The organism is Catenulispora sp. GP43 (assembly GCF_041260665.1).
Taxonomy (GTDB): Bacteria; Actinomycetota; Actinomycetes; order Streptomycetales; family Catenulisporaceae; genus Catenulispora.
This window is the reverse complement of sequence record NZ_JBGCCT010000041.1, coordinates 55,705-73,185: the sequence shown is the minus strand read 5'-3', so window position 1 is coordinate 73,185 and position 17,481 is coordinate 55,705. Positions and strand designations below refer to the sequence as shown.

Annotated in this window: 14 protein-coding genes and 2 pseudogenes; 5 read left to right on the top strand and 11 right to left on the bottom strand. The window is 70.9% G+C overall.

The window, feature by feature from the left end:
* Nucleotides 1–805: 805 nt before the first annotated feature.
* The 8 genes and pseudogenes from ABH926_RS47855 to ABH926_RS47820 form a co-directional block, all read right to left on the bottom strand.
* Nucleotides 806–1,483 (bottom strand): annotated as a pseudogene (locus ABH926_RS47855) (NADH-quinone oxidoreductase subunit I); the annotation flags it as partial.
* Complete coding sequence (locus ABH926_RS47850; protein WP_370374061.1) at nucleotides 1,483–2,451, bottom strand: NADH-quinone oxidoreductase subunit H; 969 nt, start codon at nucleotides 2,449–2,451, stop codon at nucleotides 1,483–1,485. The pseudogene ABH926_RS47855 and the gene ABH926_RS47850, both read right to left, overlap by 1 nt.
* The gene (locus ABH926_RS47845) at nucleotides 2,448–3,083 is read right to left on the bottom strand and encodes an NADH-quinone oxidoreductase subunit C (RefSeq protein ID WP_370374060.1); all 636 of its coding nucleotides are present in this window, start codon (nucleotides 3,081–3,083) and stop codon (nucleotides 2,448–2,450) included. The genes ABH926_RS47850 and ABH926_RS47845 overlap by 4 nt, the downstream gene beginning before the upstream one ends.
* A gap of 331 nt (nucleotides 3,084–3,414) precedes the next feature.
* Nucleotides 3,415–3,969 (bottom strand): annotated as a pseudogene (locus ABH926_RS47840) (NADH-quinone oxidoreductase subunit B); the annotation flags it as partial.
* Entirely contained in the window at nucleotides 3,960–4,388 is a 429-nt protein-coding gene (locus tag ABH926_RS47835; protein ID WP_370374059.1) for an NADH-quinone oxidoreductase subunit A, read from the bottom strand. The gene ABH926_RS47835 and the pseudogene ABH926_RS47840, both read right to left, overlap by 10 nt.
* Before the next feature lie 87 nt (nucleotides 4,389–4,475).
* Nucleotides 4,476–8,465, bottom strand: a complete 3,990-nt coding sequence (locus ABH926_RS47830) for a protein kinase (RefSeq protein ID WP_370374058.1) — start codon at nucleotides 8,463–8,465, stop codon at nucleotides 4,476–4,478.
* Nucleotides 8,466–8,628: 163 nt separating this feature from the next.
* Nucleotides 8,629–9,150, bottom strand: coding sequence for a 5-(carboxyamino)imidazole ribonucleotide mutase (gene purE, locus ABH926_RS47825; protein WP_370374056.1), 522 nt, complete (start codon nucleotides 9,148–9,150; stop codon nucleotides 8,629–8,631).
* Nucleotides 9,143–10,300, bottom strand: a complete 1,158-nt coding sequence (locus tag ABH926_RS47820) for a 5-(carboxyamino)imidazole ribonucleotide synthase (protein ID WP_370374055.1) — start codon at nucleotides 10,298–10,300, stop codon at nucleotides 9,143–9,145. The genes purE and ABH926_RS47820 overlap by 8 nt, the downstream gene beginning before the upstream one ends.
* Before the next feature lie 247 nt (nucleotides 10,301–10,547).
* Here ABH926_RS47820 and ABH926_RS47815 point away from each other — a divergent pair, with 247 nt between their 5' ends.
* Both ABH926_RS47815 and ABH926_RS47810 read left to right on the top strand, forming a co-directional pair.
* Nucleotides 10,548–11,090, top strand: a complete 543-nt coding sequence (locus ABH926_RS47815; RefSeq protein WP_370374054.1) for a GtrA family protein — start codon at nucleotides 10,548–10,550, stop codon at nucleotides 11,088–11,090.
* Between the two features lie 46 nt (nucleotides 11,091–11,136).
* A complete protein-coding gene (locus ABH926_RS47810; protein ID WP_370374053.1) occupies nucleotides 11,137–11,694 on the top strand; it encodes a GtrA family protein in 558 nt (185 codons plus the stop codon).
* Here the strand turns inward: ABH926_RS47810 and ABH926_RS47805 are convergent.
* Together ABH926_RS47805 and ABH926_RS47800 are read right to left on the bottom strand one after the other, a co-directional pair.
* The gene (locus ABH926_RS47805) at nucleotides 11,657–12,922 is read right to left on the bottom strand and encodes a sensor histidine kinase (protein ID WP_370374051.1); all 1,266 of its coding nucleotides are present in this window, start codon (nucleotides 12,920–12,922) and stop codon (nucleotides 11,657–11,659) included. The two genes, ABH926_RS47810 and ABH926_RS47805, sit on opposite strands and share 38 nt — an antisense overlap.
* Nucleotides 12,923–12,979: 57 nt before the next feature.
* Entirely contained in the window at nucleotides 12,980–13,648 is a 669-nt protein-coding gene (locus ABH926_RS47800) for a response regulator transcription factor (protein WP_012785064.1), read from the bottom strand.
* Nucleotides 13,649–13,741: 93 nt separating this feature from the next.
* Here ABH926_RS47800 and ABH926_RS47795 point away from each other — a divergent pair, with 93 nt between their 5' ends.
* Both ABH926_RS47795 and ABH926_RS47790 read left to right on the top strand, forming a co-directional pair.
* Entirely contained in the window at nucleotides 13,742–15,241 is a 1,500-nt protein-coding gene (locus ABH926_RS47795) for a peptide MFS transporter (protein ID WP_370374049.1), read from the top strand.
* A gap of 97 nt (nucleotides 15,242–15,338) precedes the next feature.
* Nucleotides 15,339–16,232 (top strand): 2-dehydropantoate 2-reductase, encoded by an 894-nt coding sequence (locus ABH926_RS47790; RefSeq protein WP_370374048.1) that lies wholly within the window; start codon nucleotides 15,339–15,341, stop codon nucleotides 16,230–16,232.
* A gap of 248 nt (nucleotides 16,233–16,480) precedes the next feature.
* Here ABH926_RS47790 and ABH926_RS47785 read toward each other — a convergent pair whose 3' ends face one another.
* Nucleotides 16,481–16,786, bottom strand: coding sequence for a hypothetical protein (locus ABH926_RS47785; RefSeq protein WP_370337112.1), 306 nt, complete (start codon nucleotides 16,784–16,786; stop codon nucleotides 16,481–16,483).
* On the opposite strand from ABH926_RS47785, the gene ABH926_RS47780 reads away from it, so the two are divergent.
* Nucleotides 16,785–17,159 carry a hypothetical protein gene (locus tag ABH926_RS47780; protein ID WP_370374047.1) on the top strand — a complete coding sequence of 125 codons (375 nt, stop codon included), beginning with the start codon at nucleotides 16,785–16,787 and terminating at the stop codon, nucleotides 17,157–17,159. The two genes, ABH926_RS47785 and ABH926_RS47780, sit on opposite strands and share 2 nt — an antisense overlap.
* Nucleotides 17,160–17,481: the final 322 nt, after the last annotated feature.

The window sequence follows — 17,481 nt, the reverse complement described above, 5'->3', positions numbered from 1 at the left end:
CGCCCGAGTCGGGCTCGGCCGGCGGCTCGGAGGGGGCGGCGGTTTTGCGGGGGCGCTTGGGCTTGGGCGACTCGGGGGTTTCGGGCGACTCGGGGGTAGTGGGGGTTTCGGCTGCGGTGTCGGGAGCCGCCGCGGTCTTGCGAGGGCGGGTCGCCTTTTGGGCCGGGGACTTGGAGGCGGCGGTCTTCGATGCCGCGGACTTCTTGGCGGCGGTGGTCTTGGGAGCGGCGGCCTTTTTGGATGCCGCGGTCTTGCGGGCACGGGTGGGGGCTGGCTTGGCTTCGGCTGCCGGCTCGGCCGGAGTCGGGGCTGGGGCCTCGGGCTCGCCGGGGGCTGCTTCGGCGACGGGTTGCGGCTCGGCCTCAGCAGCGGGCTCGGCAGTTGCAGCAGGCTCAGCGGCAGGTTCCGGCTTGGCCTCGGCAACAGGCTCGGCAGTCGCAGCAGGCTCGACGGCAGGTTCCGCCTCGGCCTCAGCAGCAGGCTCGACGGCAGGTTCCGGCTCAGCTTCGGCAGCAGGCTCGGCTTCAGCGACCGGCTCAGGCTCCGCCGCCGGCTTGCCCGCAGCCTCCGCGGCCGCGATCTCCGCGATCAGCCCGGCCGACAGCGACTCGGCCACATCCTCCGGGCGGGGCAGCGGCTGGGTCGCAGCCTCGGGCCGGGGCAACGGCTGCGTCGCCGCCTCAGGACGAGGCAGCGGCTGTGTCCCAGACTGCGGCGACTCGACCACCGGCAGCTCCGCGGTGTCCTTCAACGTGTCGCGGTCCGCCGGTGCGGCGGGGCCCGTGATCTTCGGGATCTCCGTCGTGTCGGCCTCCGGCGCGCGCGGGGCGGGCTTCGGGGGTGCGGCCTTCGCGGGAGCCGGCTTCGCGGGAGCGGGCTTTTCCGCCACCGTCGCGCGGTCCGCCGCCGCCTTGGCGTCGGCGGCGGCCTGCTTCTCGACCGCCTTCTGGGCGGCGGCGATCTCCTTCGGGGGTTCGGCGTTCGCGGCGGGCGGGGGTGGCGGGGGGACCGTCCACATCCAGTCGCGGAGGCGGTCCTTTTCGTGGAGGAGGTCGACGATGTCGAATTCGGCGTATTCGAATTCGGGGGACCAGAAGAGGGCGTCGAAGGGGCAGACTTCGATGCAGATGCCGCAGTACATGCACAGGCTGTAGTCGATCGCGAAGCGGTCGAGGACGTTGCGGGTGCGGTCGCGCTGGCCCGGTTCGGTGGCGGGGACGACTTCCTTGTGGGAGTCGATGTAGATGCACCAGTCGGGGCATTCGCGGGCGCAGAGCATGCAGGAGGTGCAGTTCTCCTCCAGCAGGGCGATGACGCCGCGGGTGCGCGGGGGGAGTTCCGGCTTCACGTCCGGGTACTGCGCCGTGACGGAGCGGCGGGTCATCGTCTTCAGGGTCGTGGCCAGGCCCTTGGCCAGGCCGGCGCCGGGCAGGCCGCGCTTGTCGGCGCCCGTCTTGTCGGGGCCCGTCTTGTCCGCAGCCATCAGGCCACCTTCAGGATTCCGGTCAGCGCGATCTGCGCCAACGCCAGCGGGATCAGGGTCGTCCACGCCAGTTTCTGCAGCTGGTCCTCGCGCAGGCGGGGGTAGCTCACGCGGAGCCAGATCACCAGGAAGGCCAGCACCAGGGTCTTGGCCAGGGTCCAGAACCAGCCGAAGCCGGCCGCCCCCAGGCCGAAGTAGAACGGGCCCTTCCAGCCGCCGAGGTACAGCACCGTGGTCAGCAGGGACAGGACCACGATGCCGCCGTACTCGGCCAGCAGGAACAGGGCGAAGCGGATGCCGGTGTACTCGGTGTAGGCGCCGAAGATGATCTCGGAGTCGGCCACCGGCATGTCGAACGGCGGCCGCTGGAGTTCGGCCAGGCCCGAGACGAAGAACACGAACAGGCCCATCAGCTGCCACGGGATCCAGTACCAGTGCCAGGCCTCGGCGATGCCGGTCAGCGACAGCGTGCCGGCGGCCATCGCCACCGAGGACGCGGCCAGGATCATCGGCAGCTCGTACGCCATCAGCTGCGCCGCGCTGCGGATGCCGCCGAGCAGCGAGTACTTGTTGGCGCTGGCCCAGCCGGCCATCAGCGAGCCCAGCACGCCGACGCCCATCACCGCCAGGACGAAGAACAGCCCGGCGTCCAGGTTCCGCCCGACCTGCGTGCCCGGCCCGATCGGGATCGTCACCAGCACCACCAGGTACGGGATCAGCGCGACGGCCGGCGCCAGCTGGAACACGCGGCGGTCGGCGGCGGCCGGGACCACGTCCTCCTTCTGCGCGAACTTCACACCGTCCGCGACCAGCTGCGCCCAGCCGTGGAAGGCCCCGGCGTACATCGGCCCCACGCGGGACTGCATGTGCGCCATGACTTTGTGCTCCATCTGGCCCACCACCAGCGGCACGACCAGGAAGAACCCCAGGATGACGGCCAGCCGGACGACGGCGTCCGTGACGGTCATGCTCCGCCTTCCTGTCCCTCGGCCGGAGAGGCATCGGACCTGTCGGACCCCTCGGACCCCTCGGACCCGTGAGCCTCGTCCTCCGGCAGCGGCTTCAGCCAGCCGTCCGGGACGCCCGGAGGCACCATCCGGCGGCGCGTCGCGCGCCCGGCGGGGGCGGCGTGCGAAGGCCCGCCCTCCCCCGGCTCCTTGACGCCCGGCCACTCCTTGGCGACCCGCGCGGCCAGTACGAAGTCCTTGCGCAGCGGATGCCCGTCGAAGCCGTCGGGCAGGAGCAGCGGGATCAGGTTCGGGTGGTTGGTGAACGTGATGCCGAACATCTCGAACGTCTCGCGCTCGTGCCAGTTCGCACCCCGGTAGACGTGCACGGCCGAGGGCAGCTCGGGCTTGTTCTTCGGGATGCGGGTCCGAATCAGCAGGCGGGTCGCACGCTCGTCGCCCTCGACCTTGGCGACGTGCGCGAAGACGTCGAAGCCCGCGTCCTGCTCGTCGACCGCGGTCAGCCAGTCGAAGAACGTGTAGCCCAGTCCGTGGGTCCGCTCAAGCGTGGCCAGCCAGTCGCCGGAGGCGACGGTGACGGTCCGCTCGCCGAAGGTCTCCTGGACGTCGTCCCAGGTCTCGGTCTCAGTCATCGTCGGCGTCCGGCTTCTGGTTGAGGATGTTGAGGCCGATGTCGCGGGAGCGCCGCAGCTCCTTCGGGTAGCGGCGGTAAAAGAGCTTCGGCGGCTTCGGCGTCTCCACGACCGGGAGGAGGATCGTCGAGGCGTCCTCGCGCGGGGGAAGAAGCGAGACCGGCGCCTGGGCCGTCGCGAGGATGTCCGCGATGGTCTGGGAGGAGGCCTTGTTGTCGGTCGACTCTGCGGACGCGGACCCGGACCCGTACTGGGACCCGGACGCGGACCCCTTGGAGAGATGCTTAGGCGAGCGACGCATAAAGGGGAGCCGCGGAGGGTGCCGAGGATCGCGTCCGCTATAGCGAGACCGGAGGTCCTCCCCCGCGATCTTTTCCTGCAGCTTAATGATTCCTTGAAGCAGAGCTTCAGGACGCGGCGGGCAGCCCGGCACGTAGACGTCCACCGGGATGACCTGGTCGACACCCTTGGTAACACAATACGAGTCCCAGTACGGGCCCCCGCAGTTGGAGCAGGAGCCGAAGGAGATCACGTACTTGGGCTCGGGCATCTGGTCATACAAACGCTTCACGGCCGGGGCCATCTTGTCCGAGACCGTGCCGGAGACGACCATCAGGTCCGCCTGACGGGGCCCCGGCGCGAAGGGGATGACGCCCAGACGGATGAAGTCGTGGCGGGCCATGGAGGTCGCGATGAACTCGATCGCGCAGCAGGCCAGACCGAAGTTGAAGACCCAGAGGGAGTAACGGCGTCCCCAGTTGAGGACGACGCGCATCGGCTGGGGAGCGGCACTGTTGAGGAGCCCTAAAGCGGCTCCCGTACCTGTTCCCTGTGCGGAGGACTGCACAGGCGCTCCGACGCGCGGGACGGGGAGGTCTACAGCCATGCCAGCACACCCTTCTTGTAGGCGTACAGCAGGCCGACCGCAAGGAAGCCGAGGAAGACGAACATCTCCACGAGCGTCGTGCCCTTGAAGCCGGGCGCCGCGAAGATGGTCGCCCAGGGGAACAGATATACGGCGTCTACGGCGAAGATGGCGTAGAGGAACGCATATACGTAATAACGGACCTGCGTGTGGGCCCACCCCTCGCCGACGGGGTCCACGCCGCATTCGTAGGTGAGGAGCTTCTCCGGGCTCGGTGCGTGGGGACGCAGCAAGCGGTTGGCGCCAAAAGCGGTCGCCACGAACGCCACTCCCAGGAGCAGGAGGATTCCGACCACGGAGTAGGCGCTGAAGTATGTCCCGCTACTCCCCGTGCCCGCCGTGTTTCCGACCGCTGCGACGGCCGGTCCATGCCCTGTCATGACTGACAGGTTAGTGGTCCGGCCGGGTCGCGTTGAGCACGGCGCCGTCCAGTGGACCGCTGGACGGACCTCCAGACCGCGCGTGGATCAGGCGTTCGCCGCCTCGAACAGCCAGTGGGGGTCCTGGCCGGCGGCGGCGAAGCTGCTGGAGCCGCTGGTCTGGGCGGTGTTGCCGACGACGGGCGAGCCGGGGGTGGAGGCGCCGGACTTGGAGGAGCCGCCGCCGGACATGGCGAGGATCCCCGCGACGATGCCGCCGACGACCACGATGCCCACGACGGCGAGGACGATGATGCGCTTGCTGCTGGACCAGGAGGACCAGCCCTTGGCGGTGTCGGTGTCGAGGAGGGTCGGGCCGGGGCCGTGGGGGCGTTCGGGGACGCCGTACGGGGACTCCATCGAGGGCGGGAGGGGGACGATGGTGAGGCCGCCGGCTTGGGGGTTGTGGTCCGGGCGGGGGGTGGTGGGTTGGTTGGGGTTGGCGTTGGGGCTCGGAGTGGAGTGCTGGGGCGGCTGCTGCTGATAGGCCGCGTGCTGCTGCGGCGGGGCGGCGTGCTGCGGCGGGGCCGGGGGCTGCTGCTGGTAGGCCGCGTGCTGCTGCTGCGGCGGCGCTGGGGGCTGCTGCTGGTAGCCGAACTGCGGCTGGGGGTACTGGCCCTGCTGCTGGCCCTGCTGCTGAGGCTGCGGCTGGTACGGCTGCTGGTAAGCCTGCGGCGGCTGCTGCTGGTACCCCTGCGCAGGTTGCTGCTGGTAGGGCTGCGGCGGTTGCTGCTGGTAGCCGTGCTGGGGCTGGGGCGCCGGGGGCTGCTGCTGGGCGTACGGGGGCTGGGGCTGGGGCTGGGGCTGGGGAGCGTAGCCGCCGGCGGCGTAGGGCTGCTGCTGCTGACCTTGGCCCTGCTGCTGCGCCTGTGCCTGGGGCGGGGCGAACGGCGGCTGGGGCGTCGAGGGCTGAGATGGCGCGAAGGGCTGCTGAGCCGGGGCCTGCTGCTGGAAGGGCAAGCCCTGCTGCTGAGGCTGCGGCGTCGGCTGCTGCTGCGAGCTCGATGTGCTTGACGGGGCGCCGAAGCCCTTGGGCGGCGTCATCGGCTGCTGGAGGTGCGGCGGGATCGGCGGGGCGTGGGTCACCGGCTTGGGGGCCGGGTCCGGCTCGTCCGGGATCGGGTCCTGGGCCGGGGCTTCGGGGGTGACCGCGGGCATGAAGCCGGTGGCCCAGGAGGGTTCAGCGATGGAGGGGACGCTGACCGCGGGAGGGCCGGTACGGGCCGAGGGCGCGTCGGTGGCCGAGTCGGCGTCCGCGTTCGGGCCGGCGGCGGAGACCGCGGGGATGTTGAAGTTGGTCGCGAAGGTCGGCTCGGCGATCTGCGGGACGCTGACCCCGCCGAACGGTGCCGCGGGTGCCGAGGCTTCGGGCGCGTCGGAATCCGCGGCACTGGACTGCGGGGTCACGGCGGGCATGTTGAAGTTGGTGGCGAACGTGGGTTCGGCGATCTGCGGGATCGCGAACGACGGCGCGGGAGCCGGCGCCGGGGCCGACGGCGCGGCCTGGGACGCGGGGGCGTCGGCGGCAGCGGCGGAGTCGGCGGGCTCGGGCGTGGGGGTGACGGCCGGGATGTTGAAGTTGGTCGCGAACGTCGGCTCGGCGATCTGCGGGATCCCGAACGAGGGCGCGGGTACCGGGGCCGAGGTCGGGGCCGACGGCGCGGCCTGCGGCTGCTCGGCGCGATCGGCGGCGGGCTCGGGCTGCGGGGTGACCGCCGGGATGTTGAAGTTGGTCGCGAACGTCGGCTCGGCGATGGAAGGCACGCCGATACCCGACCGGGCGGGCCCGGATTCGGCGCCGGCCTCAGGTTGCGGGGTGACCGCCGGGATGTTGAAGTTGGTCGCGAACGTCGGCTCGGCGATGGAAGGCACGCCGATACCCGACCGGGCGGGCCCGGATTCGGCGCCGGCCTCAGGTTGCGGGGTGACCGCCGGGATATTGAAGTTGGTCGCGAAGGTCGGCTCCGCGATCTGGGGGATGGCCGAGTTGGCGGGCTTGGGCGCGCCGAAGGCCGCATCGACGTCGGGGGCTGCGGAAGAGTCGGGCGTGAAGGCAGCGGGCTGCGGAGAAGCAGCGGCAGGCTGGCCCCAAGCCGGAGCATCGGAAGCGGCCGGCTGAGAAGAAGCAGCTGGGGGCTGGCCCCAAGCAGGAGCGTCAGAAGGCGCAGGCTGCCCCCAACCCGAAGCACCGCTCGCAGGCTGCTGACCGAAGCCTGAGCCGGGAGTCTGCCCCCAGGCAGGACCGCTCCCTGCCGGCTGCTGCCCGGTACCGCCACCCGGAGCACCGTCAACGGCTTCAGCGAGTCGCCTGGCCTCTTCCCCGATCGGAGTGAAGCCTGCGGGAAGCCCGGCGACTCCTGCGGGTTCCGGCTCCGGGGCCGCCGGCGGCTGTGAAGACGTCGCCACCCGCCAGGCCGGCCCCTGGGGTTCCGGTGCAGGAGCAGGCGCGTTCGGGGGCGTGACGATGGTGGGCATGTCGCTGCCCGAAGGGCCCGAGGGTCCCCACGCAGGCGCGGCAGGCTGCTGGCCACCGAAGCTTCCTTGCTGAGGCTGGCCCCACTGGCCGGGATGACCCTGCTGCGGAGCGGGCGCCCCATACTGGCCGGGCGGCATCTGACCGGGCGGAATTTGCCCAGGCGGCACCTGGCCGGGCGGCATCTGCGCCGGCGGCATCTGCCCCGTCCCACCAGCCCCGCCGTACTGGCCCTGCCCGCCGCCACCCGTCCCGTTCGGGTCCTGACCCTCGTAACCGGGCGGCGGTCCGTACTGTCCGCCGCCGGTCTGGCCGCCCGGCTGACCGTACTGACCCTGCCCGCCACCCATCGCAGTCCCCTGACTGTATTGACCACTGGGCTGCCCGCTCAGAGGCGCCCCCGTCGCGGAAGCGGCGCCGGCCGGTCCTCCGCCTTTGCGTCGCAAGAATCCGCCGAGGCCGCCGCCGGTCCTGCCCGCGCTGCCTGTGCCGGTACCGGTACCGGTGCCCGTGTCCCCGCCGGCGTACGGCGGCGCGACCGGCGCGGCCGCAGCCACCGGGCCCGGCACCACGTGCCCGATGTTCGAAAGCTCCGCCGCACGCGCGGCGAGGTCGCGGGAGACCGCCGACGGCAGCCAGCCGGTGACGTCCGAGCCGCGCAGGGCCGGGTGTCCCGCCAGGCCGCCGTTGAGGGCCGCGCGGCACATCTCGACGAGCTGGGTCGGGGTCGGGCGGTCGGCGGGGTCCTTGGCCAGGCAGCGGCCCGCTATGTGCGCCAGAGCCGGTTCCAGTCCCTGCAGGTCCGGGTCGTGGTTCTCGACGCGGTAGAGGATGGCCATCGCGTTGCCATCGCCGAAGGGGGTCCGTCCGGTAGCGGCATAGATCAGCATGCCGCCGACCGCCCAGACGTCCGCCGGGGCGTCCACGTCGCTGCCCGCCACCTGTTCCGGCGCCATGAAGCTCGGGGTGCCCAGGCGCATGCCGGTGGCGGTGAGCATGCTGGCGTCGACGGCGCGGGCTATGCCGAAGTCGATGACGCGCGGGCCGTCGGAGGCGACCAGGACGTTGGCCGGCTTCAGGTCGCGGTGGACGATGCCCGCGGTGTGGATGGCCTGCAGGGCCAGGCCGATGCCGACGCCGAGGTGGGCCACCGAGCGGGGGGCGAAGGGCCCGGCCAGCTGCACCGCCGAGCTCAGCGGCGGGCCGGGGATGAAGTACGAGGCCAGCCACGGGGTCGCGGCGTTCGGGTCGGCGTCGGTGACGGCGTTGACGAACGGGGAGTGCACCGCGCGCGCCGCGGCGATCTCGCGGGTGAAGCGCTTACGGAAGTCGCGGTCGGAGGCGAAGTCCTGGCGCAGCACCTTCAGCGCGAACGCCTGGCCGGAGGGGGCGAAGCCGAGGTAGACGCTGCCCATCGCGCCCTGACCCAGGCGCCCGCCCACCGCGTAGGGCCCGATCTGGCGCGGGTCGGCCTCCAGCAGCGGCTGGATGTTCTTCGAGACGATGCTGCCGGCGCCGAGGCCGCCGTAGCCGCCGGGTCCCGGAGCGGGTCGGTTGGCGTCCACTGAACTGCTCCCCCATTGTCGTCGCGCACGCCTTAGAGGCGGTTTCCCGTGTTACCCACAGTGTCCCCTCTAAGGCCGGCCGAAGTCGCCCGCGATGAGCACGGTCCCGCTGAAAAACACAGACAACGGATACCAGACCAGTGTGTCTCGCTATGCGTCCGGCCTACTCTGCCCTAACGGCCCGCAGAACTGCACCCTTGGCCGTGGCCTGAGCGTTGAGGTCGTCCTGGAAGGCGCGCATGGCGCCGAGCAGTTCCAGGTCGTGGGCGGCCAGGATGCGGGCGGCCAGCAGGCCGGCGTTGCGGGCGCCGCCGACCGAGACCGTGGCGACCGGGACGCCGGCCGGCATCTGCACGATCGACAGCAGCGAGTCCATGCCGTCCAGGTACTTCAGCGGGACCGGGACGCCGATCACCGGCAGCGGGGTGACGGAGGCGAGCATGCCGGGCAGGTGCGCCGCGCCGCCGGCGCCGGCGATGATCACCTTCAGGCCGCGGCCGGCCGCGTTCTCGCCGTAGGCGATCATCTCGCGCGGCATGCGGTGCGCCGAGACCACGTCCGCCTCGTAGGGGATGCCGAACTCCTCCAGCGCCTCGGCGGCGAGCTTCATCACCGGCCAGTCCGAGTCCGAGCCCATCACCAGCCCGACCAGGGGGCTGGCGGTGGAGGTGGCCGGCTCACTCATCGATCTCTCCTCGCAGGTACGCGGCGGCGTGCCGGGCACGCTCGACGGTGTCCTCGAACGACCCGCCCTGGACGCTCAGGACGTTGACATGCCCGATCTTCCGGCCCGGCTTCACGGCCTTGCCGTACATGTGCACCTTGACCCCGGGGTCGTGCGCCATCACGTGCTTGTACGCCGGGTAGACCTCGGGCAGGTCCAGGCCCAGCACGTTGGCCATCACCACCACCGGCGCCACCGGCCGCACCTGGCCCAGCGGCAGGTCCAGCACGGCGCGCAGGTGCTGCTCGAACTGGCCGGTGACCGCGCCGTCCATGCTCCAGTGCCCGGAGTTGTGCGGCCGCATCGCCAGCTCGTTGATCAGCACGGCGCCGTCGGCGGTCTCGAACATCTCCACCGCGAGCATCCCGGTGACCCCGAGCTCCTTGGCGATGGTCAGCGCGATCCGCTGCGCGTCCAGCGCGGCGGCCTCGGACAGCCCCGGCGCCGGCATGTACACCTCGCGGCAGATCCCGTCGATCTGCAGCGACTCCACCACCGGGTAGGCGGCCGCCTGGCCGTGCGGGGAGCGCGCGACCTGGGCCGACAGCTCCCGGACGAACGGCACCTTGGCCTCGGCCAGCAGTTTCACGCCGCGCTCGACGGCGCCAGCCAGCACCGCCCGCGCCTCGTCCATATCGTCGACCACCCACACCCCGCGGCCGTCGTAGCCGCCGCGGGTGGCCTTCAGGACATAGGGGAAGCCGACCGTCGTGCCGAAGTCGGCGAGATCGTCGTCGGAGGAGACCAGCGCCCACTGCGGGCACGGCAGCCCGAGCTCGGAGAGCCGCTGCCGCATCAAGCCCTTGTCCTGGGCGTAGACCAGCGCGTCCGGGCCGGGGCGGACGGCGACGCCGGCAGCCTCCAGCTCGTGCAGGAAGTCGGTGGGCACGTGCTCATGATCGAAGGTGAGCACGTCGCAGCCGGCGGCGAAGGCCTTGAGCGCCTCGAAGTCGTGGTGGTCGCCGATCACGGTGCCCGGCGTCACCTGCGCGGCCGGATCGTCCGGCCGCTGCGCCAGCACGCGCAGCTCCACTCCCAGACCGATCGCGGCCTGCTGCATCATGCGCGCCAGCTGGCCGCCTCCGACGACTCCTACCACGGGAAAGCTCACCGGTTAAGTCTATGGGGCGCGGCAGTGAGCCCTTAACGCACGCGGGGTGGATTTCGGTTGCCTCCTCTGGACACATCCGGTTCCGACATCCCGGACCTAGCACCACGAATGGGTGCGGCCTAATGTCACAGCTACGTCGCGATGAGTAGATTTAACGGAGGTTTCCCGGTCAGCAGTCGAAGCGGCCCAGATAGGAACGGTACCCTCGGGTCGCTAGGAGAAAACCGATGGAAGACAGGTGGCAGGCGTGACGGTCGTGCGTTCTCTGTACAACCGCTTCGAACACCTCGTCCACGAGCTGTCGAAGTTCGGAGCCGTGGGCGCGGCAGCCCTGGTGGTCAACATCGTCGTGTTGAACGGCATGCTGCTGGCGGTCAAGGACAAGCAGATCGTCGCCACCATCGTCTCGACCGCGGTGGCCACCATCGTCTCCTACATCGGCAACCGGTACTGGACCTACAAGGACCGCGACAAGATCGACCGCCACCGGGAGATGATCTTCTTCTTCCTGATCAACGGCGTCGCCATGGTCATCGAGGTCATGTTCGTCTTCATCAGCAAGTACGGCCTGGGCCAGGACGGCACGCTGGCGGTCAACATCGCCAAGTACGTCTTCGGTATGCCGCTGGGCATGCTGTTCCGCCTGTACTGCTACCGGACCTTCGTCTTCCCCGAGGGCACCGTCGAGGAGCCCGAGGTCGTCCCGGCGTCCGCGACCGCGCCGCTGTACCCGACCTCGAACAGCCACGCGGCGCACCAGCGCCCGGTCCCGGAGACCGCGGGCCGCTGAGGCCGCGGGCTGACAGCACCGTCGCGTCTTTGTAGATAATCCTCCTGTGCTCGTAGCCAGAATCGTCTCGACGTTCCGCAAGCTCTACGCCGAGATGCTCAAGTTCGGCGTGGTCGGCGCCATCGGCGTGGCCTCGGACGTCGGCAGCTCCAACCTCCTGTGGCAGTACACCGGCCTGAGCCACACCGTCGCCTCCATCGGCGGCACCTGCGTGGCCACCGTCACCGCCTACATCGGCAACCGCTACTGGGTCTTCCGCGACCGGCCGGCCGACGCCCGCCGCCGGGAGATGGCGATGTTCGCGCTGATCAGCCTGGTCGGCCTGATCATCGAGAACAGCTTCGTGTTCGTCGGGGACCGGGTGCTGGGCTTCCACAGCATCGAGGCGGCCAACGTCGCCAAGTTCATCCTGGGCCTGCCGGTCGCCGGGGTGTTCCGGTTCACGACCTCGCACCTGTTCGTCTTCCCCGAGGCCACCGGGGCAGCTGGGGCAGCTGGAAGCGCCGGGGCCACTGGGGCGGCCACCGGGACCGCCGGCGGCGCTGAGGGCTCCGACGACGACGGCTTCAGCGCGCAATCACCGACAAGGGCGAGTGCTCCGTGAGGAAGACGGCGAACACCGCCGGCCGCTGAAGCACCAGGTTCAGCCGGCCACCGTCGGCCTCGGCCAGCTCCCGCGCCACTGCCAGGCCCAGCCCGGTGGACCCGCGCGAGGAGGCGCCCCGCTCGAACAGCTTCGCCTCCAGGTCCGGCGCGATGCCGTCGCCCTCGTCGCCGACCTCGACCACCACCGAGCCGCCGACCGCGCGGGTGTGCACGGTGACCGTGCCGGCGCCGTGGATCAGCGAGTTCTCCAGCAGCGTGGACAGGATCTGGGAGAACGCGCCGGGCGTGGCCATGGCCATCAGCCGCCGCTCGCCGGAGACCACGATCCCGCGGCGCATCGACTGGTAGGCCGGGCGCCACTCGTGGACCTGCTGCCGGATCACGGTGTCCACCTCGATCGGCACCGCAAGATCCGAGCGCCGGTGGGTGCGCACCGTGGTCAGCAGCCGCTGCACCACGTCGGTGAGCCGCTCCACCTGGGACAGCGCCACCTCGGCCTCGTCGCGCACGGTCTGCGGGTCGTCGGCCAGCGTGATGATCTCCTCCAGCCGCATCGACAGCGCGGCCAGCGGGGTGCGCAGCTCGTGCGAGGCCTCGGCGGCCAGCCGGCGCTCGGCCCCGAGCATGGTGGAGATCCGGTCCGCCGAACTGTCGATGACCTCGGCGACCCGGTCCAGCTCGCTGATGCCGTAGCGGCGGTGCCGGGGCCGCGGGTCGCCCGAGCCCAGGCGCTCGGCGGTGGCCGCCAGCTCCTCCAGCGGCTTGGTGAGCCGGCGGGCCTGCAGGTAGGCCAGGCCGGTCGCGGCCACCAGGACGGCCAGCGCCACCCCGCCGATCAGGTACATGGAGCTGCGTATCTGCTGGTCGGCCGGCTCGCGCGAGGCCCGGACGGTGACGTGCACTCCGACGTTGCGCAGCACGTTGTCGATGTCGAAGGTGACGCTGAAGGTCGGCGCGCCGGGCGGCAGCGCGCTGTTGACCTGGACCGGGCTCTGGCCGTCGACGTTGACCGTGGCGTCGTGGTCGGAGGCGATCATCTGCTGCCAGTCCCGCGTGTAGTCGCCCGGCCCGGAGTTGGTGCCGTCCGGGCTGGCCTTGCTGACCTGCATCCGCACGGTCTGGGCGAGCATTCGGGCCTCGGTGGCCAGGATGGTCTTGGTGCTGGTGTCCACCGAGCGCACCTCGAGCACGGCCAACGGCACACCGAGCAGGATGACGACCATCATGACCACGAGGAACGTGGAGGAGACCAGGCGGCGGCGCACAGCAGGCGGGCCCGGGCGCTAGCCGCGCTCGAAGCGGAAGCCGACGCCCCGCACCGTGGTGATGAACCGAGGACGGGAGGCCTCGTCGCCGAGCTTCTTGCGCAGCCAGGAGATGTGCATGTCCAGGGTCTTGGTGGAGGACCACCACGTGGTGTCCCAGACCTCGCGCATCAGCTGGTCGCGGGTGACCACCCGGCCGACCTCGCGGACCAGCACCCGGAGCAGGTCGAACTCCTTGGCGGTCAGGTTCAGCTCCTGGTCGCCCAGGTAAGCGCGGTGCGATTCGATGTCTATCCGGACGCCGTGCACGCCGTTGCCCAGGTCCGGGGTGCCGCGCCGGAGCAGCGCCCGGACCCGGGCCAGCAGTTCGGCCAGCCGGAAGGGCTTGGTCACATAGTCGTCGGCGCCGGCGTCGAGGCCCACCACGGTGTCGACCTCGTCGGCGCGGGCTGTCAACACCAGCACCGGGAAGGTGTGGCCGTCGGCACGCAGCCGGCGGCAGACCTCCAGGCCGTCCATGCCGGGCAGGCCCAGGTCGAGAACGACCAGGTCGACGCCACTCTGACCGGCCAGCAGGGCCCCGGGGCCGTCGGCGCGGACGGTGACCTCATAGCCCTCACGTCGGAGCGCCCGCGCCAGCGGTTCGGAAATGGCGGCGTCGTCCTCGGCGAGCAGTACTCGGGTCATGAGTGTGATGGTAATCGGGGTCGACCTGCTGTCGCTCCCCCATCTGGAGCATTGTCTGTAATGCGGCGATCTGGTCCGGGAAGCACCGAACGCATGACGACCCACGACGTTCCCTCGCCTGCCCAGGGCCTGCCGCCGCAGGATGAGGATCGAGCGTTCTTCGGCCACCCGAAGGGTCTGCAGACACTGTTCGCGACCGAGTTCTGGGAGCGGTACAGCTTCTACGGCATGCGCGGGCTGCTCGTCCTGTTCCTCACCGACACCACGGCCCATCACGGCCTGGGACTGTCGGACGCGGCCGGCAACAGCTTCTACGGCATCTACAACAGCCTGGTGTACCTGATGGCGGTGCCCGGCGGCTGGGTCGCCGACCGGGTCTGGGGCGCCAGACGCTCGGTGCTGTGGGGCGGCATCATCATCGCGCTGGGCCACTACGTGATGGCTGTCCCGACCGCGGCCACCTCGTTCCTGGGCCTGGGGCTGATCGTGCTGGGCACCGGGCTGCTCAAGCCGAACATCTCCGCGCAGGTCGGCGGGCTCTACCACCAGCACGACGACCGGCGGGACGCCGGCTTCACGATCTTCTACATGGCGATCAACTCCGGCGCGTTCCTGGCGCCGCTGACCGCCGGCTGGGTCGGCCAGCACGTCAACTACCACCTGGGCTTCGGGATCGCCGCGCTCGGCATGACCTTCGCGGTGGTCTGGTACGTCGTGGAGGGCAAGCACCTGGGCACCGTCGGGCTCCGGCCGCCCAAGCCGATCACCCCGCCGGAGCTGCGGCGCTCGCTGCGGATGGGCGCGCTGATCGTGGCGGTGGTGCTGGCCATCGTGCTGGGCTGGATGGCGATCACCGAGTGGTCGGTCTCGGCGTTCGCCGACGGCCTGGCCGCGCCGATCATCGTCACGCCGTTCGTCTACTTCGGCTACATGTTCAGCCGGGGCGGGCTGACCGCCGGGGAGCGGCCCAAGCTGCTGGCGTTCGTCGCGTTCTTCATCGGCGCCACGGTGTTCTGGATGATCTACGACCAGTCCGGCAGCCAGCTCAACCTGTTCGCGGCCGACAAGACCGACCTGTCGATCTTCGGCTGGCAGATGCCCTCGGTGTGGCTGCAGTCCGCGAACCCGTTCTACATCATGGTGTTCGCGCCGATCTTCGCCTGGATGTGGCAGAAGCTCGGCGACCGGGCCCCGCGCACCTCGGTGAAGTTCGCGATCGGGCTGGTGGTGATCGGCTGCTCGTTCTTCGTGATGAGCATCGCCGGCAAGGACGCCACGCCCACGCACCGGGTCTCGATCTGGTTCCTGGCGATCACCTACCTGCTGCAGACGATCGGCGAGCTGTGCCTGTCCCCGGTCGGGCTGTCGGTGACCACGCAGCTGGCCCCGGCCCGCTTCGCCGGGCAGATGCTGGGGCTGTGGTTCCTGGCCACCGCGACCGGGAACGCGCTCAACGTCTACGTCACCAAGCTCAGCACGGTGATGAGCGACTTCACCTACTTCCTGACGCTGGGCGCGGTGGCGGCGGGCATCGGGCTGCTGGTGTTCCTGGCCTCGCCGATCATCAACCGGCTGATGGGCGACGTGCGGTAGGCGGCCGCCGCAGGGCGCGTGAACTCGGCGGTAACCTGCGATCGCAACCTGTTGTCGCCTCGCACACTGTGCCGGAGAAGCAATACGCTCTTGTTCCATGGCGGACATAGCGGTGGTGGGGCCTGGCGCTATCGGTTCGGTCGCGGCGCTTGCCGCGCAGCAGACGGGGAGGCACACCGTCACGCTGTGCGCACGGCGCGACCCGGGGCCGCTGCGGGTGGTCGACGACGTCTCGGGCACCGCCACGGACCTGGACGCCCCGATCCTCACCTCCCCGGCGGACGTGGCCGGCCCGGCCGAGTGGGTGCTGCTCGCGGTGAAGGCGCACCAGACCGACGGCGCCGCCGGCTACCTGGACGCGCTGTGCAAGCCCTCGACGACCGTCGTGGCCCTGCAGAACGGCGTGGAGCACGTCGAGCGGGTCGCACCGTACGCGAACGACGCGCACGTGCTCCCGGCCATCGTCTGGATCAGCGCCGAGCCGACCGGCCCCGGCGAGGTCACGGTCCGCGACAACATCTCCTCGCTGCTGCAGGTGCCGGCCGGCCCCGACGGCGAGGAGTTCGCCCGGCTGCTGGAAGGCGCCCCGGCGGTCGAGGTGGAACTGGTCTCGGACTTCACGACCGCCGCCTGGCGCAAGCTGACCACGAACGCGATCGCCGGCGTGATGGCCGCGACCGGCAAGCGCGCGGCGATCTACCAGCGCCCCGACATCCGGGAGCTGGCCCTGGCCCTGGCCCAGGAGACGCTGGCGGTGGCCCGCGCCGAGGGCGCGGCGCTGCCGGAGACGGAGGCCGAGGCCCTGGTCGGCATCTTCGAGCGGATGGACCCCGACATCGGCTCCTCGATCCTGTTCGACCGGCTGGCCGGCCGGGAACTGGAGTGGGACGCGCGCAACGGGGTGGTGCGCCGCCTGGGGCGGCGGCACGGGATCCCGACGCCGGTGTCCGACGTTCTGGTCCCGCTGCTCGCCGCCGCCTCAGACGGCTGAGACGCACCCTTCCTGGTCCGCCCGGCCGGCCGGTGGGGGGCTCGGCTGCGGGGCGGTGTTGCGGCCGCCCGGGTCCGCCGCACGCGTGAGCCTGCGGCGGCTGTGGGGTCCCGGAGGGGCCTGGTCGGTACGTCGGTATCGGTGGCTACCTCGGTATCGATTGCCGACCCGGTATCGAGGGCTGTCCCGGGGTCGATTGCCGACCCGGTATCGATTGCCAACCCGTTACGCGGGTGGTGCGGGGTACCTCAGTACCAGTTGTGGGCCTGCCAGAAGGTCCACGCGGCGCACGGCGAGCCGTAACGACCGTTCATGTAGGACAGCGCCCACTTGATCTGGACCAGCGCGCTGTTGCGCCACGCGGAGCCCATCGAGGCCATCTTGTCGCCGGGCAGCGCCTGCCCGAGGCCGTAGGCCCCGGAGGACGGGTTGGTGGCGAAGACGTTCCAGCTCGACTCGCGCTCGATGATGTCCGAGAAGCACCCGAGCTCACCGGAGGGCACGACCGCCGCGGCGATCGCCTTCGCCTGCGCGGGCGTGGCGTTGTAGCCCATGTTCGTCGACGAACCGGACGACGAGCTGGAGCTCGACGAGCTCGGCGTCGTCGTGGTCTTCGTCGGCGTCGGGGTCGACGTGGACGTCTTGGACGGCAGCGGCGTCTCGGTCTTGGTCGGCGTGGGCGCCGGCGTACTGGTCGACGTCGAAGTCGGCGCCGGCGGCGTGGTGGTGGAGCTGCTCGCCGAGGTCGGAGCGGCACTCGACGAACTCGACGAAGAGGACGGAGCCAGCGTCGGCCGCTGCATGTCGCGGTTCGCCGCGGTGGTGCTCCCGGTCCGCTGGGCCAGCAGCGCGTTCGCCGCCGCGGCCGCCGCCGAGGTGTTCGAGTCCTGCGAAGCGGCCTCAGCGCTGTTGCGCAGACCATCCTGATGCAGGTGGAACGCAGTGGCGACGCCTCCGCTGACCGCCAGGACACTGGTCACCGCAGCCGCGGTCTTGACCTTGCCCTTGGCGCTGCTCACCGCACCGGGCTTGGCGTGGCTGGCAACATGTCTGCCGGAGCCGGATATGCCGGACAAGAGAGGCCTTCCGCCGAACTTCGCCTCCTGTGCGCGAGCCGTGGGTACTTCGCTTTCGAACGCTCGCGCGAGGCCTGTCGGGAGAGCAATCTGCCGGAGGTCACAGTCCGGTCTCAATGGGTACGGCCCGAAGATGACCGGGACTTTGCCGAGTCTTGGCACTACACAGCGGG

What these genes read in the sequence shown, in the direction of transcription:
- purE (WP_370374056.1), bottom strand. Translation starts at nt 9,150, where the DNA reads ATGAGTGAGCCGGCCACCTCCACCGCCAGCCCCCTGGTCGGGCTGGTG.
- ABH926_RS47795 (WP_370374049.1), top strand. Translation starts at nt 13,742, where the DNA reads ATGACGACCCACGACGTTCCCTCGCCTGCCCAGGGCCTGCCGCCGCAG.
- ABH926_RS47835 (WP_370374059.1), bottom strand. Translation starts at nt 4,388, where the DNA reads ATGACAGGGCATGGACCGGCCGTCGCAGCGGTCGGAAACACGGCGGGC.
- ABH926_RS47805 (WP_370374051.1), bottom strand. Translation starts at nt 12,922, where the DNA reads ATGATGGTCGTCATCCTGCTCGGTGTGCCGTTGGCCGTGCTCGAGGTG.
- ABH926_RS47785 (WP_370337112.1), bottom strand. Translation starts at nt 16,786, where the DNA reads ATGGGCTACAACGCCACGCCCGCGCAGGCGAAGGCGATCGCCGCGGCG.
- ABH926_RS47850 (WP_370374061.1), bottom strand. Translation starts at nt 2,451, where the DNA reads ATGACCGTCACGGACGCCGTCGTCCGGCTGGCCGTCATCCTGGGGTTC.
- ABH926_RS47780 (WP_370374047.1), top strand. Translation starts at nt 16,785, where the DNA reads ATGTTCGTCGACGAACCGGACGACGAGCTGGAGCTCGACGAGCTCGGC.
- ABH926_RS47845 (WP_370374060.1), bottom strand. Translation starts at nt 3,083, where the DNA reads ATGACTGAGACCGAGACCTGGGACGACGTCCAGGAGACCTTCGGCGAG.
- ABH926_RS47800 (WP_012785064.1), bottom strand. Translation starts at nt 13,648, where the DNA reads ATGACCCGAGTACTGCTCGCCGAGGACGACGCCGCCATTTCCGAACCG.
- ABH926_RS47790 (WP_370374048.1), top strand. Translation starts at nt 15,339, where the DNA reads ATGGCGGACATAGCGGTGGTGGGGCCTGGCGCTATCGGTTCGGTCGCG.